We start from the raw sequence: 20,912 nt of genomic DNA on the forward strand, positions 1-20,912 counted from the left end.
ACGGAGCCAAGGGCGACAAGGGAGACACCGGAGCCGTAGGGCCCCGAGGTCCTGAAGGGGCCAAGGGAGACACCGGAGCCGAAGGGCCCCGAGGTCCTGAAGGGGCCAAGGGAGACACCGGAGCCGAAGGGCCCCGAGGTCCTGAAGGGGCCAAGGGAGACACCGGAGCCAGGGGAGAACCTGGCGCAGACGGCGCCGACGGGGCGCAGGGCCCCAGAGGGCCCGAAGGCCCGGCAGGCAAGGACGCCTCCAGGGCCCCGCTCGTCAAGGTGTCGAAAACGCACGAAATGGCGCCACACAGCAACGGCCAGATGAACAGCCCAGGCTGCCCCGCAGGGACGCAGATGGTCAGCGGTGGATGGCACGCTAACACCGCGCCCGAGACCGGCACGCTCACCATCCTGGGAGATGGGCCACACGGTGGCAACTCATCGTGGATGGCCCACGTGTACAACGGGACAACCAAGACGATTCCCCTGACGATCTACGCCTTGTGTCAGGCGACGACCTGACAGGCGGTCCCACCCTGGAGCGTGGCGGGTCTCTGTCGGCTGCCTTGCCCGCCCAGGCCAGGCCAGGCGGCCGACAGTCCCCCCACCCCACCTCAGCTGACACCGGACAACCCGGCCGACCGGCCGCTCGGAGCGGCGGAACAGACAGTCTCTAAGACGGTGTCCTATGTGGTGAGGATGGGTAGGACTGTCCAACATGGTTCAGGGGATGTGGAGTTGGATTGTTCCGGACGGGCTGTGGGAGATGGCGAGGCCTCTCATCCCGTCTTCGAGGGTGCGGCCGCAGGGTGGCGGGACGCAGGACACGCCTGATGAGACGTTGTTCGCGGCGATCGTGTATGTGCTGGTCAGCGGCTGTTCGTGGCGGGCTTTGCCGCCGTGTTTCGGGGTGTCGAAGTCGACGGTGCACCGTCGGTTCATGATCTGGTCGAGAGCTGGTGTCTGGGGCCGTCTCCATGAAGCGGTGGTGCACCGCCTCGACGACGCCGGCCTCGTCAACGTCTCGCGCGTCGTGCTGGATTCCGCGCACGTGCGGGCAAAAAAGGGGGCGAACACACAGGTCCGAGCCCCGTGGACCGGGGTAAGCCGGGTTCCAGGATGCACGTCCTGTCGGACGCGAACGGACTGCCTCTGGTCGTTGGCATCTCCGCCGCGAACGTCCACGACAGCCTCGCCCTGAAGCCCATGGTTGCCGGTCACCAAACGAGACACGACCCCTGCCGCGGCCGCTACTTCAAACCCACCCGGCTGCACGCGGACAAGGCATACGACGTCCCCCACCTGCGGAAATGGTTATGGGGCAGGCACATCGGCGTCCGCATCGCACGCAAAGGAGTCGAGTCCAGCGAACGGCTGGGACGCCGCAGGTGGGTGATCGAGCGGACCATGTCGTGGCTGACCGGCTACCGCCGGCTCAGCCCACGCTACGAGCGCCACCCCTCGAACTACCTGGCCTTTCTCGGGCTCGCCGCAGCAATCTGTTGCTACAAACGCCTCGTCCGACTCACCACATCGGACACCGTCCTAGTCATTCTCGATCCACTGTTTGCGTAGCCTCGGGATCACTAACTCCTCCTCGACCGCGTTCGTGGCGAACAGCGTCGCGGCGAAGTCGGCCGGATCAGGCGGCGGGTGCGAGGCGGCGTCGATGACGAGAGTGCGGCGGCGGTAGAGCTTGTCCACCCCGCGCAGCTCGATGACGATCTCGGCCCAGACGCCCCGCCCATCCTCTCGGATGCCGAAGCTCTGGATCGCCCCCGGGATGTCCCTGGTCAGGGTGTCCTCGACCTGCGCGCGCACGATGCGCTGATAGGTGTCCAGATACTCGGCGTACTGCTCAGTGAGTGATCGCATGGCAGTGGGATGCTCTCATTTCCCCCTGCGGGATGGGGAGGGAACGGTCGAGACGCTGAGGGGCGCTTTTAGCAGGCACCGACGAGTCAGGCGCAGGGGCAAACCGGGTTGGATAGCGCTCCTGGTGACTGCCGCCGCTCTCGCGGGGCTGATCCCCCTCGCGCTCATGGCGCGGGACTCCGCTCCGGGGTACGACCGTGAGGGGCTCACGGGCGGCAGAGGGGAATGCTGAACGTTGTATGGGTGGTGGCTGACGACACCATGTGGCTGGGCCGCGCTTCTCCCGGCGCGCTGCAAGCCGCACTGACGAAACTAGGCCGGCGGTGCGGCCACGGCGACGCGGCACAGCTGCGCGCTGTCGGATCGGTGCCGGGTGCCGAGCAGATGACGGGCGACGACCGGCGACGCATCTCAGGTGCCTACAGAGCCTATTGAGACAACGCCTCCGAGAAGTGACGGAACGCGCTACAGCGCACAGCTGTTTCGCGATTAGCGGACCTGCGCGATCCCCTGGTCCAGCTTCTTCACTCCATCGTCAATTGCGTAGAACACGCCGACGATGACGAAGATCGTGAGGGCCATCCCGATGACCCCGAGGGCGATGCCCCAGATGCTCTTGCCCTTGCCAGCCCGTACTCGGCGCGCGCGTCCGATCCCCACGAAGCCGAGGACGATCGCAGCGATGGCCACAACGCCGGACACGAGGTTGACCAGCGGGATGATGCCGCCGATGACGGCGATGACGCCGCATACGAGGGCTGCTGTAGCGGGCCCGTTCTCGGCCGGAACCTGCCGAGGATCCGGATGATATTGAGGCGAGTACGGGTAGGCGTCCTGAGCCTGCGGGGTGGGGGCGGGCTGATTTTGACCCCAAGCATGTGGGTTGTGCTGTGCCATAAAACCCTGCCCTTTCACGGCCCTGACCGCTGAATCGATCCAGGCTCACACGGCGGTATTTACCCCGCAATTCGACACAGACTGGCCTGTCCGCTGCTAACGATGCACGTCGGGCTCAATACGAGCGCTTCCCGATCCGGGCACCTGCCCGCCCGTTGCGGGCTGCGATCTCCTTGCGGGAGCCCTTCGGCGTCGACACCGGCTTCGCCGACGACGGCGGCCCGAGCAGGTATTCCGCCATGAGGACGGAGGCGTCGATGCGGTCCGGTGACCATGTCGAGTCCGGCTGGTGGACAAGCCATTCGCCGATGAGGTCGGACAGGATCGCCGACAGGCGCACACAGTGACGGCCGCGATGTGGGTGAGGAGGGGTTCGACGTCGGGTGCGCAGTGCAGTTCGGACCCGGGCCCAATCTAGTGCTCTGACCGCATAGGTTCGCCGGGTTGGTGGTCGTGGCGGTTGGATGTGCGGGGTGCAACGATAACCACCAGCCGCACTGGGGCCGGCGAGCCATTAATTCATTGCCACGAGCCCTGGCTCCATGGCCTCAGAGTGCTGACGGGAGCTCCCTTGTCCGAACGGCCAGAAAAGGAAGTGCCGCGCATCCCCATGACCGCCGAGGAGATCGATGCGGTCCACGTGGTCGTGCCGCCCAAGCTCAACGGCCAAGTCACGCTGCGGGAGTACGACCCGCAGTGGCCCGCGGTCTTCGAGCAGGAGGCCGCCCGCATGCGTGAGTGCCTCAGCCATGTCGACCACCGGATCGAGCACGTCGGCTCCACGTCCGTGCCGGACCTGCCCGCCAAGCCGGTCATCGACATGCTCCTGACCGTCCCCGATCCTGGCGACGAGGCGGGCTACGTACCGGCCCTTGAGGGCCTGGGCTTCACGCTCGTCATCCGTGAGCCCGGATGGTACGAGCACCGCGTGCTGCGCAAGCACGGCCTCGACCCGAGCACCGAATCAGCCAACCTGCACGTCCTTCCCGAGGGCTGCCAGGAAGTCGTCCGTATGCTGCGCTTTCGCGACCGGCTGCGCACAGACAGCGGCGACCGCAAGCTATACGCGGACGCCAAGCGGTCGCTGTCCCGGCAGTCCTGGGAGTACATGCAGAACTACGCCGACGCCAAGTCCGAGGTCGTTGCGGCGATCCTCGACCGGGCGATGGCGGGTGATAGTTCCGAGTCGGATGCGTAGGCGGGCCGGGGTCGATCTCAGGCGCAACTCCCGGCAAAGTCGTCGGAAATGATCACTGGATGGCTGGTCATGCGGCGATGGTGAAGGGGCGTCCGCCCCATCGGATGCCTTTCTCACTGCGAGTGCGGGCGCGTTCCTTGCGTTCGGCGGCCAGGACGCCCGGGTGGCGGGCGTTGGCGTTGCGCCACCGCAGGTAGGCGTGCAGGGCCCGGGTCTGCACGGTGTGGCTGGGGGGGGTGGGAGTTGGCGATGGTGAATTGCCTCAGCGGTCCGAAGTGCGCCTCGATGGGGTTCGCCCACGAGGCGTAGGTCGGAGTGAAGCACAACTCGACCTTGTTCTTGTTCGCCCAGCGGCGGATGCCGGTGCCCTTGTGGGCGGACAGGTTGTCCATGATCACGTAGATCGGTGCGCCGTCGGGCCGGGCGGCGCGGATCGACTTCAGTGCGGCCAGCGTGTTCGCGGCACCCTTCCTGCGGCGGTTGACGCCCCACAGGCGGTCGTCGCCCAGCGAGTAGCAGCCGTGGAAGTATCGGACTCCGTGGGTGCGGTGGTAGGTGGCGGACAGCCGGTTGGGGAGCCGTTGTTCGGCCCAGCACGAGCCCGCGGTGGGCTTGATCCCGAGTGGGCCGAACTCGTCGAACGCGAACACCCGGTCCGAGAAGCGGTCCAGGACTTCGTCGATCCGGTCGAGCTTGGCGTCGCGCTCGGGGTCCGGGGACTCTTTCCACGTCTTGGTGCGCTGGAAGGTGACGCCACGGCGGGCGAGCAGACAGCGTAATGCTTCGCGGCCGATGCGGATCATCCGGCCGGCACTAGCCATCCACACGGACAGTTCGTGTCCGACTGTTTACTGTGTGTGGTTGGAGGCCCGGCGTTGCCCTCTCGCTCTCCCTCCCCGTGAGAGCCGTGGTGCACCGACGCGCCGGGCCTCCAACCACACACGGACGAAGTAGGGCCCGGACGACATCGGCCGGGCCCTACTTCGAACGACGACAAGCAGTCGTTGCACCCTTGCCGTTCCTGCTACTGCCCGGTGCGTTTACGGCGGTACGAGCGCGCCGCCCACACCCCCGCCGCGCCACCGACGAGCAGACCTCCCAGGTCTACGACGGGCGAGCGCCCGAAGGCCACTGCGAACACGACGGCGACGAGTACCGCGACACCGATCGTCGTGACGATGAAGACCGCGATTTCCCCCCACCACTGGGCGGTGGTGGGTGTCCTCTCGTCGTCGTCCTTCGGCATCAGGGCTGTCCTCACTTGGTGATGTTGTGGCACTGCACCGCGCGGGACTTTCCACCCACGTACTGGCTTCGTTCATCTCCAGGAACAGCGTTTGTCGACTGGTTCTGGAGTCAGTTGTCGATCAGCCGACTCGCAAGTGTCGAGGAGAAATGACGGCACTGCCGAGTGAGTGAGGGGAACGCGGGACGGCCAGCCGCCCGTCAGGGCGGCTGGCCGTCGAGGCAGGTAGCGGCAGAAGCGATGCGTATGTGGCGGCCGCGGTGCTATGAGACCAACAGAGCCAGCGCTTCCTTCGCGTTGTGCTCGGCGATTTCCTGCATCGCCGTGCGGTGCGGGAAATCGCCGTCGAGCAGGCGAAGGGGTCCGGCCACCAGTGAGAGACGCATGGCGAGCATGTAGAGGTCGAGCCGTGCCGGATCAAGTCCGGAGCGGGACAGAGCAGGGTACTGATCACCGAAGCGAAGCTGCAGGAACACGTGCTCCCACTCGACATCGAAGAACATCAGGCCCTCGATGTCGATGAGGACAGGGTGTCCGGAGGCATCGACCAGGACATGGTCGGGCCCGAGTTCGCCGTGGATCAGTCCGTGCTGCGTGCGCGGCGCCACTCGTGTGGCCAGCTCCTGCAAGCGATCGTGCAAAGAAGCTGCGGCTAATCCGATGCTGGGGTCGCGTTCGGCCGCCTCAGCGAGGTCCTCGATGGCACGTTCGAGCACCAGTTGCTCGCATGAATCGCCACTCGCTTTGTCGCCCCGTTCGAGCACGTCCACCCTGCCGTAGTGCTGACTGTGCTGCTGGTGCATCACGTCGAGCATGGCGGCCAGCTCACTCAAGGCATGTGATGCGCGTGCGGGATCCGTCTCTTGGAGCGCTTCCAGAGTGCCGCCGGCAACGTCCTCGACAACTGCCACGTCCGCCGGGTAGCGGCGTCGGCTGTCATCTGCGAAGAGCACCCCTGGAACCCGGACTCCAAGGCCGTCCAGTCTCCGCTGGGCCGCTAGGAAGGGGGCCAGCCCGGAGGCGGGAGCGAACGGGTGGGCCGGGTCGATGGCTTCCGCAGCCGGCCAGAAGTTCTCGGCCTCGGCCCAGCTGTAGACGATCACAGTCGCTGCACGTGATCCGCTCGTGTGAACCCGGTAGACCCCCTTCTTGCTCCCGCCGCGCAACCGGTCCACTCCGGCAACGCGGGCCTCCGCCCCCAGTGCCTCCTGCACGATCCCTGACAAGGCTTCACCATCCGTGAACTGGCGCATCCGACGACCCTATCCCTGGCCAGATGCACCGTCGGGCCGAGTCGGCTTCCCGAATCAGCCGGCCTTGGCAGGCTCTTCGGCTCGTGCTCGGGTGCTGGCGAGGCGGTAGGAGTCGGTGCCGGTCTCGATGATGGTGCCGTTGAAGGTGAGGCGGTCGACGATGGCCGCGCAGAGGCGGGGGTCGGTGAAGGTCTTGGTCCAGCCTCCGAACGACTCGTTGGAGGCGATGGCGACGCTGTTCTTCTCCTCGCGCTCGGTCAGTACCTGGAAAAGCAGTTCGGCGCCATGCCGGTCGAGTTCCATGTAGCCCAGTTCGTCGATGCAGAGGAGGTCGACTCGGCCGTAGCGGGCGATGGTCTTGTTCAGCTGCTTCTCGTCGGCGGCCTCGACCAGCTCGTTCACGAGCTTGGTGGCCAGCGTGTAGCGGACGCGGTAGCCCTTCATCGCGGCCTCGGTACCCAGGGCGATGAGCATGTGGGACTTGCCGGTGCCGGAGTCGCCGATCAGGCAGAGCGGCTGGCTCTTCTTGATCCACTCGCAGCTGGCGAGGGTGTGGATGGTGGCGGGGTCGATGTTGGGGTTGGCGTCGAAGTCGAAGGTCCGCAGGGACTTCTCCCGCGGGAAGCCTGCCGCCTTGATCCGCCGTTCCGAGCGGCGGCGGGCCCGGTCGTCGCACTCGGTCATCAGCAGCTCGGCGAGGAAGCCGCGATAGGTCATCTGGTCCTTCATCGCCCGGTCGGCGATCTCGGGGAACTCGTTGCGGATCGACGGCAGCCGCAGCATGCGGCAGGCGGTGTCGATGGCGGCGTCGGCGGCCTGCTCGGTCAAGCCTCGTTGGCGGGGCAGAGTCACTGTGCTTCTCCCTCTGGGTGGTCACCGCCGCTGGCGCGACGACGTCGGAGCAACTGGTCATAGGGGGTCACCGACGGCAGGGGCCTGGTGTCCGGCGGGAGGTGGGACAGCTTCCACTCGTGCAGGGACGTCACGTTCGTCGGCGGTGTGCCAGGCAGCGGCCGACCTGCCAGGTCGGGTTCGGTCTCGGCCTGGGCGGCCTTGCGGGCCTCCAGAGCGACTGCGTCGGCGGTCATCGCCCCGGCCCGCAGGGCCGCGGCCAGACCGGCGACGATGTGCTCGTGCGGCAGGTGCCGGCCCAGCAGCAGGACCTCGATCAGGGCCCGGGTGCCGTCCCGCTCGCCGTGGACCTTCTGAGCCTGAGCCCACCAGGCGTCGTGGACGGGGGTGAACTTGCCCGCTGAGCGGGCTTGCTCGAGGGCGGTGGAGCCGGGGAACGCACCGGGCTTGCGGACCAGGACCTCCAGGTAGTGATCCAGTTCCAGGCGGACGGCGCCCTTGGCGATCAGCCTCTCGTGCCGGGCCACTTCCACGTTCTGGTCGTAAACCACCAGGTGAGAAGCGTGCAAGACGACCCGCACACGTTTGCCGATCAACCGGATCGGCACTGAGTAGCGGTTGGTGCGGACCGGGATCTGGCCATAGCGGTCGACCCGCGGGGTGAACAGCCGGCCCGTCTCGAACGGTTCCTCGGGCAGCGGCATCAGCAGCGGCTGTTCGAGTGCGAAGTACTCGGCGACGGTCTTGGACCGGGTGCCAATGCGGCGTGTGTCGTCCTGCCGGTCCCACTGTTCGACCATTTCGTTCAGCTCGGTGAGCGAGGCGACCTCTGGAACGGGAACGAAGTGGTTGCGGCGGAAGTAGCCGATCTGCCCTTCGACACCGCCCTTCTCGTGGGCGCCTTCGATGCCCGGACGGCAGTAGAAGCTCTCGATGCCGAAGTGCGACTTGAACGCGATCCATCGTTCGGCCTCCACCCTGGCCCGACTGAGTCCCAGCACCCGTGCGACGGCGGCCTTGAGGTTGTCGTAGCGGACCTTGCTCCGCGGGACACCGCCCAGCGTCCGCAGCGCGTGGACATGGCCTTCGAAGAAGGCTTCCTGGCCGCATGAGGCGAACACCCGGTGGACGGCCTTGCCCGAATACGACAGGCGGAAGGAGAACAAGTAGCAGGTCACCAGCTCGCCGGCGAGACGGATCGTCACGTCCCCGAAGTCGACTTCCGCCTCGTGCCCGGGCTGGTGGGTCTGCGGGACGAACGCCTCCAGCGGGGCCTTGCCGGACTCGACCAGGATCTCCGGCTTCCGGGCGGCAACGTAATAGCGGACCATCCCGTAGGAGACGTCCGCCCCGTGCTCGTCGACCAGGCGGTGAAAAATGCGGGTGACGGTGTGCCGCTGCTTGCGCGGCGCATCCAGATCCCCGCGGAGGATGCCGTCAATCACCGGCTTGTACGGGTCCAGAGCGGTCGCCCGGGGCGGCAGCTTCTTCCGAGGCTCAGGCCAGGCCGAATCCAATGCCTTGCGAACCGTCCGCCACGTCACGCCGTGCTTGCGCTCAAGCTCCCGCATCGACATGCCACCGCGATGGTCACGCCGGATCGCCGCGTACAGCTCGACCCTCGACATCTGCGGCATGACCAGCACCTTTCACCAGGAGCACCCCGATGCTGCCCTGGCAAGAGACCCAGTGCCTCCCAAACTCATCAACACCACCCGTCCGTGGAACGGGGCGCCTCCCAAACTCATCGACAAGCGACGTCACTACTGCTCGATAAAGCCACACGTACAGACGGGCACAGGCCTTGCCGTACTTCTTCAGCGTCTGCGGCGCATTGTGGCGCAGGTTCGTCCCGGCGGTCTTGCACGAGTTGTGTGTCGCACCCTTGGACGTTTTGTACGTCTTGCCGTTGGTGCCGGCGTAGGCGAAGTCGATGCGCCAGTTACAGAACTTCGTGAACGCGCCCACTCCGGCGCAGTCTGCGCCGGCGAACTGGTTGGTGATTTTCTTACCCTTGCCCTTCACGGTGTGGGTGAAGAAACAGCCAGTGGGGATCTTGACCGAGACTCCGTTCCACGTGTAATTGAAGGACCCAATCACGGTGGAGCCCGTTGCACTCATCGGCACGATCTCGGTGCCGGACGGCGAAGGGGCCGGTGTAGCGTCCGCCGAGGCCAGCGGGGCCGTGCCAGTGATCAACGCTCCGGATGCAACAACCGTGACACCCATTACTGCGGCTCTGCGCTTGAAAGACATAGGAAACCCCCCACGGGTTACTGGGCGACGTAAGCGCCCGATAAACGATCTCGGGGGACCGTACACCTTCACCGAAGGAAATGCACCACTACTTCTTATGCCTGACCTGGGATTATTCACCACTAGACGGCCATTCGAGCCGACGCGTTGCCTCTATCGCCGTACTTTTTCGGAACGCAGTTCACCGGTACAGCGCCCAGGTGATGCGAGGCGAACAACAGTCTGCATTTGGGCGTAAGTTGGGGTCCGGCCGCCGCCGACAGTGGCCGGACCCCAGTCCATTGACGGTGCTATACCAGCACCGCGAACGCATACCCGATGAGAACCCCGGCTCCCACGTTCACCACCAGCAACCCCCGCCGCACGCGCCCCAATATTACAACGTTGTACGCCAGGTTCAAGTTCCCCTCCCGTCACGCCAGTTCGGCGATGCCGACGGCACCGGATAGCTGGTCAATCGTCGCGGAGTTCGGGCGGCGCACACACCTGTCGCCTCCCGGAAAATGAGGTATGGGCGGGGAGGCTGTTAGGGGTGTCGGTCGTGGAGAAACACGCATGCAGGGCCGAGGACCGCTGGGCCGGGTATCTCGCGCATGAGGTGCCCGGCCCAGAATCGTTCACCAGGCCCGGGCCGCGAGCTGGGCCACGATCTGCTCGCGGGTCCAGCGGCCGTCGGCCACCACGATCCGTTAGCGGCGGGCGAGATCGGCGCCCGGGGCGAGTACCAGTTCCTCGTGAAAGGCCCAGGACGGCCCGACCACGGGGATCGGTTCGTTGCGCACGAACCAGTGGGCCGGGTGTGTCCCGGCCTCGCCCGCGTGGTCGTTCTCCGGGGCGTGCGCGAAGACCAGGGTGGCGTGCCCGTCCCGCTCATCGAACTCGCCGGTGTACGCGAGCCAGGGGGCGACCGGGGTGCATTCAAGCCCTGAACATTGGCGAGTTCGGCGCCGTCTGACGAAGCGCCACAACGCGGGGGCCACCCCAGGGAAGTTGGGGCCGCCGCCCCGCTCGAACGGGCGACAGGACCCTACTCGCTGGGACAACCCCCTCCCCGTCGGTGCTCCAGGAAAGCGCCATGGCCAGACGAATCGTGAGCATTTCGACTCATCGGTAGCCTGCATCACCATGATGCGCGCTTGGATCCTGCCGATGCTGCTTGTTCTCAGCGGCTCAGCCCTCACGACCGGGCAGTTCAAGGAGAGCCCCGGCACAGCCGCAGCACTCTTCCTGACGTTCCTGGTGCTCGCCGGCGTGACCTCTCCCCTGATCTTCCCGAGGTCCATCGAAGCGCAGGAGGCACAACGCCGCGGCGCGGTCGACGGCCGGCCAGTCGTCTTCTGGCGGCCGGGCTGCACATACTGCATACGACTGCGCATCCGGCTGGGCCGCAGCGCCCGCCAGCTGCACTGGGTCAACATCTGGCGCGACCCGGCAGCAGCCGCAGCGGTGAGAGCAGCCAACGACGGCAACGAGACCGTGCCCACCGTCGTCGTGGCGGGCCAGCCACACACCAACCCTGATCCCGAATGGGTACGCGAACAGCTCCCCCCTTCAGCGTGATCAGAAGCCGCGCCCTACGGCGACACGCAAACTCAAGCGCACCGAGGTAAGGGCAAGTCGAGACACGGCTCGGGCTCATCGGCCGCCCCGTGCGGCACAGGGCGATCAGGACTAGGTAGGGCTGGACTGCCTCGGTCGGTCTGCTCGACCTTCAGACCTGACTATCTGATAGCCGGTCAGCGCGGACGTGGCACCGGTAGGCAGGCTCGCGCTGGTGTGGTGGTTACGGGGCGTCCCGCCCCCACGAGGGGATCGACGCGATCGCCTTGAAGTTCCAGACCGGATCGCAGTGGGTGCACCCGCCGGAGAAGTACGGCAACTGGCGAGGCGTCCACAACCGGCTACGCATGTAGGCGGCCGACGGCACGTGGGAGCGCGTGCTCGCCGCGCTGATAGCACAGGCCGACGCGGACGAGGACCTGAACTGACCACGCCATCGGGAGGTCCGCGGCAGACTGAGCACGAAGATCCATCTCACCGCTGATGCCTGCTGCCGGCCGATAGCATTCGTCCTCACGGCCGGCCAGGCCGAGGACGCGCCCGCCTTCCCCGAGGTGATGGCCCGCCTGCGCGTTCCGCGCCGTCGCGGACGGCCCCGCACCAGACCGGATCTCGTCCTGGCCGACAAGGCCTACTCCTCACGTGCCGTCCGCCAACACCCCCGAAGGCGAGGCATCCGCACAGCTATCCCTGTCCCCGCCGACCAGCAGGGCTACCGGCTGCGACGAGGCAACCGAGGCGGAAGACCACCCGCTGCCCGCCGCAGTCCTCGTCCGTACCCTCGGCATGGACATCGCCGTTGCCGTCACCGTCGAATGGCGGCGAGCCGCCGACGTCGCCAACCGGCGCCCCCAAGTATCCCGTTCAGAAGGGCAATGATGACCAGCAGTCCGAAGGTATCGCCGAACGTGGACGAGCACGGCAGTCCCGAATTCCCGCAGCTCGAACAGGCGGTCATCCTCATCACCGGCATCCAGGCTTCCGGGAAATCGACGGTCGCGCAGGCACTGGCCGAGCGGCTGCCGCGCTCCGTGCACGTGCGCGGCGACCAATTTCGCCGCATGGTGGTCAACGACCGCGCCGACATGACCTCCGCCCCCAGCGACGAGGCCATCCGCCAGCTGCGGCTCCGTCACCAGCTGACCGCACACACCAGCGACGACTACTTCCGAGCCGGCTTCACCGTGGTCGCACAAGACGTCATCCTCGGCGAGCACCTCGCCCAGACCGTCGCGCAGATCCACAGCACGCCGCTGCTGGTCGTCGTCCTCGCGCCGGAACCAGAAGCCGTCCTGGAGCGCGAGGCCGTCAGAACCAAGAACGCCTACGACACGCTGACCGTCCACATGCTCGACAAGGTCCTTCGCAAAGAGACTCCACACCTCGGCCTCTGGATCGACACATCGTTCCAGACTCCCACCGAGACTGTGGACGAGATCCTTGCACGCGCCTGGACCGAGGCCCGCATCGGGAGCCAATAGCTTGATCCAGCAAGCATTGCCGGGTTAGAGCGACGAGTCACCCCGCTGCCCGCTCAGAACCGTTCGGGCCACTCATCGTGGCGCTCATGCAAGCCTCAAAGGGCGATTCAGGAGATCTGTGCTGTGCTCCTGCGCTGGCGGATGAGATATCCGCGGCGGCAGGAAGTGCGTACGAGCCGGGCACCCACAGTTCCGGGGGACGCCTCGGATGTCACGCTCGCGCATCACGCGGGCGATGCGCTTGCGGTTCACCCGCCGCCACAGACGCCGCAGTTCGGCATGGATGCGTGGGGGGCCGGTACGTGCGGCGGGAGGCTACGTGCACCGCGGCGAACTCGTGCGCGAGCGCATCGTCAGCGGTCTGCCGGGCATGAGGGCGGGCGGCCACACCTCCGCGTCTGCGCTACTCGTGGCAGGACGAAGGTGGCCGCGAGGTGACCGAGGTCGCCTATCGGCTCGAACCGCACGGCAGTGGAACCCGCTTCACCTACGACCACACCGGCTTCACCGGCGCCGGAGGCTTCTTCATGGCCAAAATCCTCGGCTCCGTCCGCACCAAAATGCTCACCACGGGCCTGCCTGCCGTCCTCAGCGACCTCGACGACCAAGGCGCCCTGCGCCCAAAAAACCCCTGAGCCCAAAGCAGCTCTTCAGGCAAGGCCAGCACGAGAACCCGCTGAACAGCAGGCACCTCCACGCAGCACCGTTCGCTGGCCACCTGATGGCCGGGGGCACGAGACGTCACTCATACACCTGGCCATCGTCACCCTTCACAGCGGAAAGACCGGCAATGTCCACCACAATGCACCCGCCCACCATCCCCCCAGCCTCTCTGGTCAGTACACCTAGTTGAGGGTTGAAGCGAGTCGGGACATTGGTCCCGCTATGGCGGGACTTCTTACCGAGAATCTGGATTGGGGGGTCCGCTAGTTTTATGAGGGTCGGCACGGCGTCGGGGGACGCGTCGCCCCCACACGGGACATCACCGAATCACGGGACTCGCGCACACTACAGTGCCTCTGACCTGCGGAAACACCGGTCGCCCTATACGGTTAGAGACATCGCAAGCGCGGCACCCGCCACAGAACAGAAAGACACCCCCGCGCCATGAACCGCACCCGTAAAACCCTCATCGCCGCTGCCTCCGTGATCGCCCTCGGCGCCGGCGCCAACGCCTGCGCGGGCACGGTCGACGCCGAAACCGCCCCCAGCAAGAAGCCGTCCGCCGCCGCGAAGAAGAAGCCCAAGACCTCCGATAAGGCCAAGGACGTCAAGCTCGGCAAGTTCACCGTCAAGGACCAGGGCTACGGGCTCGAACAGGGCGAAGCGAAGGTCACCATCACCAACCACAGCAAGAAGACCTCGGACTACTCCATCACCGTCGAGTTCCTGAACAAGGCCGGCGAGCGCATCGGCGAGGACTTCGCCGGCGCCAGCAGCGTGCAGCCGGGGCAGGTCACGCGGGAGAAGGTCGGCGCTCTGCTGACGACCGACGATCTACCGAAGGTCGACACCGTACGGATCGCGAAGATCGCACGCTGGGCCTCCCTGTAACCCCGTACCTGCCCACAGCCCCGCGACGGGGCTGACGTCCAACGCGGAGTCGGCGGGCAGCATCAGTAGTCCCCCTCAGGTGCAGGTCATGGGCAAGCGTCGCGGGTGGCGAGAAGCAGGGCGAGTGGTCCGGCCGGTAGAAGGAATCGCCCTTGCGTTGCTGCGGTGATCGCATCGTGAATCGGCCACCAGGCGAGCTTGAAGTCCTGCTCGGATTCGGTGAGGTTCTGCGGGCCCAGGGTCAGGGAGCGTGCTTCGTACAGGTGGACGCGGCTGGTGGATCCGAGCGTGATCACGTACGAGCCGAGCGAACGCCACAGCTGCGCAGTGACGCCGGCCTCCTCGGCGAGTTCGCGGCGGGCGCACGCGGCAGGGTCCTCGCCCGTCTCGATGCGTCCGCCGGGCAGGAACAGGTACTCGCCTCCGTGCTCGGGGAAGGGCGCGGAGAGCAGGGCGACGTGGTCGCGATCGTCGCGGGCGACGATGACGGAGGCGTCACGACAGGGCTCAGTGCGGGTCTCGCTCATGCGGCGTGAGCGTAGCGGGCTGGGCGTGCCAGGCGGCGTAGGGGACGTTGACGACCTTCGGGTGAGCGATGCCCCGGCCGTGGTAACCGTTGTCGCCGTAGGTGTCGCCGTGGTCGGCGCACAGGATGATCAGCCACGGGTTGCGGCGGGTCAACGAGGTGATGAGACGGCCGAGGTGGGGGTCTGCGTAGGCGAGGGCTGCCTGTTGAGAGCGGGTGGTGTCGGCGCTGTCGTCGAGGTAGTGGCCGTGGGGGACGTGGGTGGCCGAGACGTTGACGAACAGGAACAGAGGGCGGTCGGCGTGTGCGTCGGCGACGGCCAGGGCCTGGTCGACTTGGTGGCGGGTGGAGTCCGGCTCGGGTGAGCAGAACTCCGGGCGCCAGTGGTCGTCGTCGAACATGTCCGGCAGCACTGATCCAAGGGGTGTCTCGCGCGAGAAGTAGGTGACGCCGCCAATGCACACGGTGCGGTAGCCGAACTGGGCAAGGCCAGCGAGCAGGTTCGGGGATTCGAAGACGAATGTTCCGGGTGTCACGGTCTTGAAGGCAGGCGGCCTGCACTCCCAGAGTCTCGGTGGCTGCTCTGGTTGCGGGAGCTTCGGCAGGAAGCCGGAGAAGAACGCCATGTGTGCAGGCAGCGTGAATGTGCCAGAGGTGTGCCGGCGTTCCCATGCCCCGTTGGGCAGCAGGCGTGCGAGTTGGGGTGTTTGGCCTTTGGCCAGCGCTGTATGGGCGACGTCGTAGCGCAGTGAGTCGAGCGTGACGAACAGAATGCCGGTGCCGCTGCGCACGATGTGGGCTGCGTCGATCATCCGGGCTCCTGGGGGTGCTGCAGGGGGTGATGCGCCCTTTCGCCGCGGCGTTGACGGGGATCGGCACGCGGTCGGCTGCGATCATCTGCCGGATGGCGTCGAGACCGCCGGAAGGGGTCAGGGGTGTGCCGTCCGCCTGTTGGACCCGGACGGACATGTGGGTCGTTGCGCCGTCTTGTGTGTGCGTGACGTACAACGCGGGCAGACCGTGGACCTGTTGAGCTGCGCGAAGCCGTTGGGGGGTTGCTTCGCCGAGGTCCATGACGGTGCAGGCGTAGTGCTGGGCGTTGATGGCGCCGGTGCACAGAGATTCGTGGAAGCTGCGGCTGATGGCGTGGCCGTCGTGCGCGGCGATCAGTTCGCGGGTGTGGGTGAGGACGACGAAGCAGGAGGCCAGCCACCAGGCGACGCCGGGGTGGATGCTGCCCGGGTATGTGCCGTGGGCGCCTCCGTCACGGATCACGACGTCGGGGTCAATGGGATTGAGCACGGGGCTGCTCCAGGTGCGTGCAGATGACGTCGGCCAGTTGGTCGGGCGTGCGGTGGTCGGTGTCGACGAGGACTGCTGTCGGGTCGTGTGCCGCCACGTGGTGGAAGTTGGCGGTGAGCTGCGCGTGCCGGCCTGGTATCGCGAAGAGGTCGGTGTCGTCGCGCTTGAGGTCGGTCTTCGTCTGCATTCGGCGACGCAGCGCGGTCGTGGAGCCGAGCAGGTAGAAGGTGCGATCCGGCGGCGCCAGGTAGGGGCGGAACGGGTCGATGAGGCGGGCCACGTCCGTCGGGTCGATGCCGTGTGCTGCGGCGTGGCATGCGGTGACGGAGGACGTGTAGCGGTCGGCGATCACCGGGCCGCTGGCCAGGCGCTGCCTGATCAGGTCGGAAGCGTGCAGGAGGCCAGACAGATAGAACGCCATCTGCGGCAGTGCGCCCAGTTCTTGGTTGGCCGTCGAGGACCATGCTTGATGCGGGTCGGCCAGCGTGTGGATGCTGCTGGACTTGAGACGCTGGGCCAGGAGCGCGGCGAGAGTGGATTTCCCGATCCCGGAGACACCCTCGAGAACGACGAACGGTCCCTGTCGACCTGTGGGTTGAGGCGTGTACGGGGCGGGGAGCGCGGAGGTCACAGGGTCCCCTCCGTGAAGCCGGTGACGTGGTCGGCGACGGCAGCCGCGAGCTTGTCCGGCTCGTTGAGAAGGTCTTGGACGTCGAGGCGGAGGTCGTCGCGTAGCAGGCAGGGCTGAACGCCTCCGCCGTGGTCGACGCGCAGGGCCCAGAAGCCCTCGACGCACTGCTTGCGGAGCGGGCACGGGCCGCATTGGCCGACGTGGTGGCGGCCGAGGTCGCGGTGGATGACGTCGACTTCGACGCCGTCGATCCTGAAGACCCGTCGCCCCTGGCCGACTCCAGCAATCTCCACGTGCTCCTCGCGGGTCAGCGTGCGCAGGTGGGACACGATGTCGTCGGCCGCGAGCGCGGACGAGGCGCGGTCGGCGTTGAAGTCGGTTCCGACCAGCTCGATGAACTGCACGGGCATCCGGCGTTCCAGGGCGTAGTCGAGGATCCTGCGGACCTCGTGCGCGTTCTCCTTCTGCAACAGGCAGTTCAGCTCAACGCGTTCAAACAGCTCGCGCGCGGTCTCGATGCCGTCGAGAACCCGGGAGATGGGCAGGCGGGTGCCGGCGATGGCCCGGAACGAGTCGTCGGAGAAGTAGTGCAGCGACACCTTGATCTTGTCGAGCGGTGCCTGCGCGAGCCACGAGCGGTGCGTACGGACGCGGGTTCCGTTCGTGATCAGCGTGTACGAGCCGTCCGCCCCGGCGGGCGTCAGGCCAGTGAGGACGTCTCGCGCCAGCGGCGAGGTCAAGGGCTCGCCGCCCGTGAAGTAGACGCGCTTGAGGCCTGCTTGACGCAACGCGTTGATCGTCGTCAGGAGATCGTCAGCCGTGAGCGTTCGCGCCCGGTGCTCCAGGCCCGGGGTGTTGCGGGTCAGCGCGGGCGGCGTATCGGACTCGTTGTGGCAGAACCAGCATCCGATGTTGCACACAGGTGTGAGCGACACGCGTTGCTGCCCGCGCAGGGCCGCGAAGTTCCGTAACGCGGTCCAGTCCGTGTGGGCAGGTGCGGTGGAAGCAGTCACCGGGGGTCCTTCCGTCGTTGGAACCGCTGGACCGGCCATCCGTTCGCGGGGAGGGCGCGGGCGGCGGTCGATCCCAGGCAGGGTTGGTGTCCAGCGCTCTCCCGAGCCGGACGGGCGCTTCGGGAGAGCGCTGGAGAATAGGGGGTTACAGGACTTGCCACAGGGCGAGCAGGAACGCAGACACGGTGAGGGTGGCGAGTGTGCCGGTGATGGCGTGCTCGACGAGGGCGCGCCGCCGGGCCGGGCTCACGATGTGCGCCGCTTCCCGCGGCGGGGGGGGCAGACGCAGGCCGCGTGCGTGCGGGACGTGCACAGCGAGCACTCCTGCAGATGCACGGCGGGCGCGTAGGGGACGATGCGTTGCTCGTAGCAACACCACATCGTCGGCGGGCGCTGCGTCTGCGCGTACATCATGGCTGGCCCGGTCTCGTTGCGCGCAGAGGGGGCAGCGGATCGCCGATGATCTCCGCGTAGACCACGGCGCCCGACGCGGTACGCGTCGACTGCTCGCAGAACTGGCAGGACTCCGCGGGGTTTTCCCACAGGATGAGCGCGCGGCAATTCGCGCACTTGGGTACCTTCTTCAGCTCGGTTGCGTGGCGCCGAGCGATCGACGGTCGGTCTCGCGTGGTCATGGTGCCTCCCAGGGCGCCCTCGTGTGCCGTGGATTCAGCATCGGCAGGGGCGGGGAATCTCGCTTCCCGGGCAGGGGTATCCCCATGATGGGTAGGCTTTCGTCCGCCTGATCAGCAAAGGTGATCTTCGACAAGCCAGACGCGAGGCGACACGGTATGGACGAGCTCCGGCCCCCCACTGCCCTGCCGCAACACGTCCTGGATCAGGCAGAGATGCGGGCAGCGATCACGGCGCACGACTTCGGCACCGTGTTCCGGCTTGCCCGTGAACTGGGAAAGATCAGCTACTCGAAGATCGCGGCAGAGTGCGGCATCAAGCCGGAACGGGTCGGGCAACTGGCCCGGAGCCAGGGGCAGATCACCACGACAAGATCGTGCTGATCGCGGACGCGTTCCGCATCCTGGGCCGGCTCCTCGGACTCGCCTCCCGCTACTGGGAGATGCCCGACGCGTCGGGCGCAGCTGAGTACGGAGAGAGCATGCGGCGCCGGGACTTGCTGAAGGCTTCGGGGGCAGCGGGTGCGGCGATCAGCCTCGCCAGCCTCGCCCCTCCCCCGTCAACGGGATCCAGAATCGGCAGTGACGTACCCGCCTACCTACGTCGGCGAACGGCCCGCCTCAGGCGCCTCGACAACGTGCTCGGCGGCGGCGACACCTACCGTGCCTACCTCTCCGAGTACCAGTCCACGAAAGCTCTCCTGCGCGACCGCACCTACAGCGACGCCACCGGACGCGCGCTGCGCTCGGTCCTCGCGGAACAGGGCCAGCAAGCAGGCTGGGCGGCCTTCGACGCAGGCAAGCCCGCCGACGCCCGCGGCCTGTATCTGGAGAGCCGGCAAGCCGCACTCGACGCGGATGACGCCGCACTGGCGGGCAACGCACTGGCCTTCCTCGCCTACCAGCAAGCCCATCCGAAACAAGCCGTGGAGACCGCAGCCGAGGCCTGCCGCACCGCAGGCCCCGACGCACCACGAGAGGTGCGGGCGCTTCTCCATGAACGTCTCGCATGGGCCCACGCGGTCGCCGGGCATGCCACTGAAACCGAGGCGGCCCTGGCCTGCGCGACCCTGGCTCTCGCGGAGGCACCACGCACCGACACGGTGGACTGGGCGGCCTGGGTGGACGAAGACGAACTCGACATCATGGGGGGGGCCGCTGCTGGACCGAGCTGCGCCGGCCCTTGCGCGCCGTTCCGGTACTGGAGGCCGTTCTCGACGGTTTCGAGGACTCGCACGCCCGGGACAAGAGTCTGTACATGTCGTGGCTGGCCGAGTCCTACCTCGCGGCGGGCGAGGTGGAGCACGCGGCCACGGTCACGGGGCGCGCTCTGGAACTGTGCAGTGGAGTGTCGTCCGTCAGACCGCGTCAACGCCTGGACAACGTCCTTGACCTGCTGGCCGCACACAAGGCGGTGCCAGAGGTCAGGGACGTACTGGAACAAGCGGCGTCCTAGGCCGTTTCGTTTGGATCACGACCTCGACCGGTGTCCCACTGGTTCAATGCCCGTATGCCACTTGGGAGATCGCTTGAGGTCGGCATTGGCCTGGTTGCGGATCGACGTCCGCTTCTTCTGTTAGATGTCGACGGGGTGCTGAACCCCTTTGCCGCAGATGACTGTCCTGAGGGCTATCGCGAGCACGCGTTCTTCCCCGAGGACGAGTCGCCAGTTCGTTTGTGCGACGCTCATGGCCCCTGGCTCAATGACCTCGCCCAAGGGTTCGACTTGGTCTGGGCGACAGGTTGGGAAGACGAAGCGAACACATTTATCACCCCCGTTCTGAGCCTGCCCCTCCTGCCAGTCGTCCGTTTCCCACCCGCACCGTTCGACGCTGCGGAAAAAGTGCCGGCCATCGACGCCTTCGCCGACGGCCGGCCTGCTGCCTGGGTGGATGATGCCCATGCTCCCGAAGCATGGGCCTGGGCCGACGCCCGTGTTGCACCGACGATGCTGGTCGCCACAGATCCATCGCGTGGTCTGACCGCAAAGACGGTCGAAGAGCTCTTGTGCTGGCGAACTTCCTTGTGAGGAGGTCTCGTCCCGATCCGTCTGATGACCTGGTCGCACATGCCGCCTCAAACAGCGGCGTGGAATCGCCACCCGCTACGAGAAGACGGAAACCATCTACCTCGCGGAACTCCACATCGCAGGCATTTTCCTCTCGTCAGCAAGGTGATCCGAACGGAACGGCCTAGGCGTCGAGGGTCTTGTCCATCCACGCCGTGTAGCCGTCGGACGACGCATCGAGCACCTTCGCGGTGATTTCCGGGTTCGTCCACGGGTGGTGCTCGATGAGAGTGCCCTCCAAGGCGTCGTACTTATCGCCTCGGGTCTTCAGCACCAGTCGGAATTCCTCGCCCATGCCGAACTGACCGTCATGCCAGAACGCCGAGCCGACCGGTCCGATGACCTGCGCGCCGGCAGCGAGTCGAGCCTCTACCAGCACCTTCGCCAGCGTGTTGGCCTGCTCACGGCTCTCGGTAGCGGTGGCCACCTCGATGTACTGATCCCGATCCATCTGCCCTGCCTTTCGCGAAAGAGGGTGCGCTCCTCGACGAAGGCGGAACACCCCTGGCCGCCCCGCCACAGGCTGCGATGTTGCCCTGTCTTCCCCGTCAACACCAGTGCTCCGATCCACAGATGGC

General features: G+C 66.8%; 24 protein-coding genes and 4 pseudogenes. 10 read left to right on the forward strand and 18 right to left on the reverse strand.

The features are described from left to right. Positions 1–708: 708 nt before the first annotated feature. Positions 709–1,565, forward strand: a protein-coding gene (locus DSC45_RS23715) for an IS5 family transposase (RefSeq protein ID WP_119293962.1) whose coding sequence is annotated in 2 segments (ribosomal slippage) — positions 709–1,048 and positions 1,048–1,565 — 858 coding nt in all. Because the reading frame shifts where the segments join, the coding sequence is not laid out codon by codon here. Here the strand turns inward: DSC45_RS23715 and DSC45_RS23720 are convergent. The 3 genes from DSC45_RS23720 to DSC45_RS23730 all read right to left on the reverse strand — a co-directional run bounded on the left by DSC45_RS23720 (position 1,536) and on the right by DSC45_RS23730 (position 3,102). After that, entirely contained in the window at positions 1,536–1,865 is a 330-nt protein-coding gene (locus tag DSC45_RS23720) for a hypothetical protein (protein ID WP_119293963.1), read from the reverse strand. The genes DSC45_RS23715 and DSC45_RS23720 overlap by 30 nt on opposite strands. Positions 1,866–2,354: 489 nt before the next feature. Continuing rightward, positions 2,355–2,762, reverse strand: a complete 408-nt coding sequence (locus DSC45_RS35845; RefSeq protein ID WP_162929320.1) for a DUF4190 domain-containing protein — start codon at positions 2,760–2,762, stop codon at positions 2,355–2,357. 115 nt (positions 2,763–2,877) lie between these two features. Continuing rightward, positions 2,878–3,102: a hypothetical protein gene (locus DSC45_RS23730; RefSeq protein ID WP_119293965.1), complete on the reverse strand. Its 225-nt coding sequence runs from the start codon at positions 3,100–3,102 to the stop codon at positions 2,878–2,880. Positions 3,103–3,333: 231 nt separating this feature from the next. On the opposite strand from DSC45_RS23730, the gene DSC45_RS23735 reads away from it, so the two are divergent. Continuing rightward, positions 3,334–3,960: a GrpB family protein gene (locus tag DSC45_RS23735; RefSeq protein WP_240434803.1), complete on the forward strand. Its 627-nt coding sequence runs from the start codon at positions 3,334–3,336 to the stop codon at positions 3,958–3,960. A 67-nt stretch (positions 3,961–4,027) separates the two neighbouring features. Here the strand turns inward: DSC45_RS23735 and DSC45_RS23740 are convergent. The 7 genes and pseudogenes from DSC45_RS23740 to DSC45_RS36520 form a co-directional block, all read right to left on the reverse strand. Next, positions 4,028–4,769 (reverse strand): annotated as a pseudogene (locus DSC45_RS23740) (transposase); the annotation flags it as partial. 215 nt (positions 4,770–4,984) lie between these two features. Beyond that, positions 4,985–5,206, reverse strand: coding sequence for a hypothetical protein (locus DSC45_RS23745; RefSeq protein ID WP_119293967.1), 222 nt, complete (start codon positions 5,204–5,206; stop codon positions 4,985–4,987). Positions 5,207–5,469: 263 nt separating this feature from the next. Further along, positions 5,470–6,459: a phosphotransferase family protein gene (locus tag DSC45_RS23750; RefSeq protein WP_119293968.1), complete on the reverse strand. Its 990-nt coding sequence runs from the start codon at positions 6,457–6,459 to the stop codon at positions 5,470–5,472. A gap of 54 nt (positions 6,460–6,513) precedes the next feature. Then, the gene (istB, locus tag DSC45_RS23755; protein WP_119293969.1) at positions 6,514–7,311 is read right to left on the reverse strand and encodes an IS21-like element helper ATPase IstB; all 798 of its coding nucleotides are present in this window, start codon (positions 7,309–7,311) and stop codon (positions 6,514–6,516) included. Beyond that, positions 7,308–8,939, reverse strand: coding sequence for an IS21 family transposase (istA, locus tag DSC45_RS23760; RefSeq protein WP_162929340.1), 1,632 nt, complete (start codon positions 8,937–8,939; stop codon positions 7,308–7,310). Before istA ends, istB begins: the two co-directional genes overlap by 4 nt. Then, complete coding sequence (locus tag DSC45_RS36125; protein ID WP_205571408.1) at positions 8,902–9,567, reverse strand: hypothetical protein; 666 nt, start codon at positions 9,565–9,567, stop codon at positions 8,902–8,904. Before DSC45_RS36125 ends, istA begins: the two co-directional genes overlap by 38 nt. Positions 9,568–10,184: 617 nt before the next feature. After that, positions 10,185–10,472, reverse strand: a pseudogene (locus tag DSC45_RS36520) (DUF6807 family protein); the annotation flags it as partial. Between the two features lie 220 nt (positions 10,473–10,692). Here DSC45_RS36520 and DSC45_RS23775 point away from each other — a divergent pair. After that, positions 10,693–11,127 carry a glutaredoxin domain-containing protein gene (locus DSC45_RS23775; protein ID WP_119293972.1) on the forward strand — a complete coding sequence of 145 codons (435 nt, stop codon included), beginning with the start codon at positions 10,693–10,695 and terminating at the stop codon, positions 11,125–11,127. 878 nt (positions 11,128–12,005) lie between these two features. Further along, entirely contained in the window at positions 12,006–12,608 is a 603-nt protein-coding gene (locus tag DSC45_RS23785) for an AAA family ATPase (protein ID WP_162929321.1), read from the forward strand. Positions 12,609–12,812: 204 nt separating this feature from the next. Here DSC45_RS23785 and DSC45_RS36525 read toward each other — a convergent pair. Then, positions 12,813–12,921 (reverse strand): annotated as a pseudogene (locus DSC45_RS36525) (IS3 family transposase); the annotation flags it as partial. 121 nt (positions 12,922–13,042) lie between these two features. Between DSC45_RS36525 and DSC45_RS23795 the strand changes: the two are divergent. Further along, entirely contained in the window at positions 13,043–13,243 is a 201-nt protein-coding gene (locus DSC45_RS23795; RefSeq protein WP_240434804.1) for an SRPBCC family protein, read from the forward strand. A gap of 472 nt (positions 13,244–13,715) precedes the next feature. After that, entirely contained in the window at positions 13,716–14,162 is a 447-nt protein-coding gene (locus tag DSC45_RS23800) for an FxLYD domain-containing protein (RefSeq protein ID WP_119293976.1), read from the forward strand. Between the two features lie 86 nt (positions 14,163–14,248). On the opposite strand, the gene DSC45_RS23805 is transcribed toward DSC45_RS23800, so the two are convergent. The 6 genes from DSC45_RS23805 to DSC45_RS35860 all read right to left on the reverse strand — a co-directional run bounded on the left by DSC45_RS23805 (position 14,249) and on the right by DSC45_RS35860 (position 18,269). Next, entirely contained in the window at positions 14,249–14,689 is a 441-nt protein-coding gene (locus tag DSC45_RS23805) for an NUDIX hydrolase (protein WP_119293977.1), read from the reverse strand. Further along, positions 14,670–15,500, reverse strand: coding sequence for an STM4013/SEN3800 family hydrolase (locus DSC45_RS23810; protein WP_119293978.1), 831 nt, complete (start codon positions 15,498–15,500; stop codon positions 14,670–14,672). The genes DSC45_RS23805 and DSC45_RS23810 overlap by 20 nt, the downstream gene beginning before the upstream one ends. 473 nt (positions 15,501–15,973) lie before the next feature. After that, a complete protein-coding gene (locus DSC45_RS23815) occupies positions 15,974–16,621 on the reverse strand; it encodes a dTMP kinase (protein ID WP_119293979.1) in 648 nt (215 codons plus the stop codon). Continuing rightward, entirely contained in the window at positions 16,618–17,634 is a 1,017-nt protein-coding gene (locus DSC45_RS23820; protein WP_240434805.1) for a radical SAM protein, read from the reverse strand. Before DSC45_RS23820 ends, DSC45_RS23815 begins: the two co-directional genes overlap by 4 nt. A 145-nt stretch (positions 17,635–17,779) precedes the next feature. Further along, positions 17,780–17,947 carry a hypothetical protein gene (locus DSC45_RS35855; protein WP_162929322.1) on the reverse strand — a complete coding sequence of 56 codons (168 nt, stop codon included), beginning with the start codon at positions 17,945–17,947 and terminating at the stop codon, positions 17,780–17,782. 97 nt (positions 17,948–18,044) lie between these two features. Then, the gene (locus DSC45_RS35860; RefSeq protein WP_162929323.1) at positions 18,045–18,269 is read right to left on the reverse strand and encodes a hypothetical protein; all 225 of its coding nucleotides are present in this window, start codon (positions 18,267–18,269) and stop codon (positions 18,045–18,047) included. A gap of 156 nt (positions 18,270–18,425) precedes the next feature. On the opposite strand from DSC45_RS35860, the gene DSC45_RS36530 reads away from it, so the two are divergent. From DSC45_RS36530 to DSC45_RS23830, 4 genes and pseudogenes are all read left to right on the forward strand, one after another. Beyond that, positions 18,426–18,650, forward strand: a complete 225-nt coding sequence (locus tag DSC45_RS36530) for a hypothetical protein (protein WP_240434806.1) — start codon at positions 18,426–18,428, stop codon at positions 18,648–18,650. A gap of 98 nt (positions 18,651–18,748) precedes the next feature. After that, positions 18,749–18,795: pseudogene (locus DSC45_RS36535) on the forward strand (twin-arginine translocation signal domain-containing protein); the annotation flags it as partial. A gap of 654 nt (positions 18,796–19,449) precedes the next feature. Beyond that, positions 19,450–19,722, forward strand: coding sequence for a hypothetical protein (locus tag DSC45_RS36540; protein ID WP_240434823.1), 273 nt, complete (start codon positions 19,450–19,452; stop codon positions 19,720–19,722). Between the two features lie 54 nt (positions 19,723–19,776). Beyond that, complete coding sequence (locus DSC45_RS23830; protein WP_119293981.1) at positions 19,777–20,295, forward strand: HAD domain-containing protein; 519 nt, start codon at positions 19,777–19,779, stop codon at positions 20,293–20,295. Positions 20,296–20,458: 163 nt separating this feature from the next. Here the strand turns inward: DSC45_RS23830 and cutA are convergent, their stop codons facing one another. Further along, positions 20,459–20,785, reverse strand: a complete 327-nt coding sequence (cutA, locus tag DSC45_RS23835; protein ID WP_119293982.1) for a divalent-cation tolerance protein CutA — start codon at positions 20,783–20,785, stop codon at positions 20,459–20,461. Positions 20,786–20,912 lie beyond the last annotated feature (127 nt).

Origin of the sequence: Streptomyces sp. YIM 130001 (assembly GCF_003574445.1) — a bacterium.
In the GTDB taxonomy this organism is placed as follows: domain Bacteria; phylum Actinomycetota; class Actinomycetes; order Streptomycetales; family Streptomycetaceae; genus Streptomyces.

What these genes read in the sequence shown, in the direction of transcription:
- DSC45_RS23720 (WP_119293963.1), bottom strand. Translation starts at nt 1,865, where the DNA reads ATGCGATCACTCACTGAGCAGTACGCCGAGTATCTGGACACCTATCAG.
- DSC45_RS35845 (WP_162929320.1), bottom strand. Translation starts at nt 2,762, where the DNA reads ATGGCACAGCACAACCCACATGCTTGGGGTCAAAATCAGCCCGCCCCC.
- DSC45_RS23745 (WP_119293967.1), bottom strand. Translation starts at nt 5,206, where the DNA reads ATGCCGAAGGACGACGACGAGAGGACACCCACCACCGCCCAGTGGTGG.
- DSC45_RS23750 (WP_119293968.1), bottom strand. Translation starts at nt 6,459, where the DNA reads ATGCGCCAGTTCACGGATGGTGAAGCCTTGTCAGGGATCGTGCAGGAG.
- istA (WP_162929340.1), bottom strand. Translation starts at nt 8,939, where the DNA reads ATGTCGAGGGTCGAGCTGTACGCGGCGATCCGGCGTGACCATCGCGGT.
- DSC45_RS36125 (WP_205571408.1), bottom strand. Translation starts at nt 9,567, where the DNA reads ATGTCTTTCAAGCGCAGAGCCGCAGTAATGGGTGTCACGGTTGTTGCA.
- DSC45_RS23775 (WP_119293972.1), top strand. Translation starts at nt 10,693, where the DNA reads ATGATGCGCGCTTGGATCCTGCCGATGCTGCTTGTTCTCAGCGGCTCA.
- DSC45_RS23785 (WP_162929321.1), top strand. Translation starts at nt 12,006, where the DNA reads ATGACCAGCAGTCCGAAGGTATCGCCGAACGTGGACGAGCACGGCAGT.
- DSC45_RS23800 (WP_119293976.1), top strand. Translation starts at nt 13,716, where the DNA reads ATGAACCGCACCCGTAAAACCCTCATCGCCGCTGCCTCCGTGATCGCC.
- DSC45_RS23805 (WP_119293977.1), bottom strand. Translation starts at nt 14,689, where the DNA reads ATGAGCGAGACCCGCACTGAGCCCTGTCGTGACGCCTCCGTCATCGTC.
- DSC45_RS23810 (WP_119293978.1), bottom strand. Translation starts at nt 15,500, where the DNA reads ATGATCGACGCAGCCCACATCGTGCGCAGCGGCACCGGCATTCTGTTC.
- DSC45_RS35860 (WP_162929323.1), bottom strand. Translation starts at nt 18,269, where the DNA reads ATGACCACGCGAGACCGACCGTCGATCGCTCGGCGCCACGCAACCGAG.
- DSC45_RS36530 (WP_240434806.1), top strand. Translation starts at nt 18,426, where the DNA reads ATGGACGAGCTCCGGCCCCCCACTGCCCTGCCGCAACACGTCCTGGAT.
- DSC45_RS23830 (WP_119293981.1), top strand. Translation starts at nt 19,777, where the DNA reads ATGCCACTTGGGAGATCGCTTGAGGTCGGCATTGGCCTGGTTGCGGAT.
- cutA (WP_119293982.1), bottom strand. Translation starts at nt 20,785, where the DNA reads ATGGATCGGGATCAGTACATCGAGGTGGCCACCGCTACCGAGAGCCGT.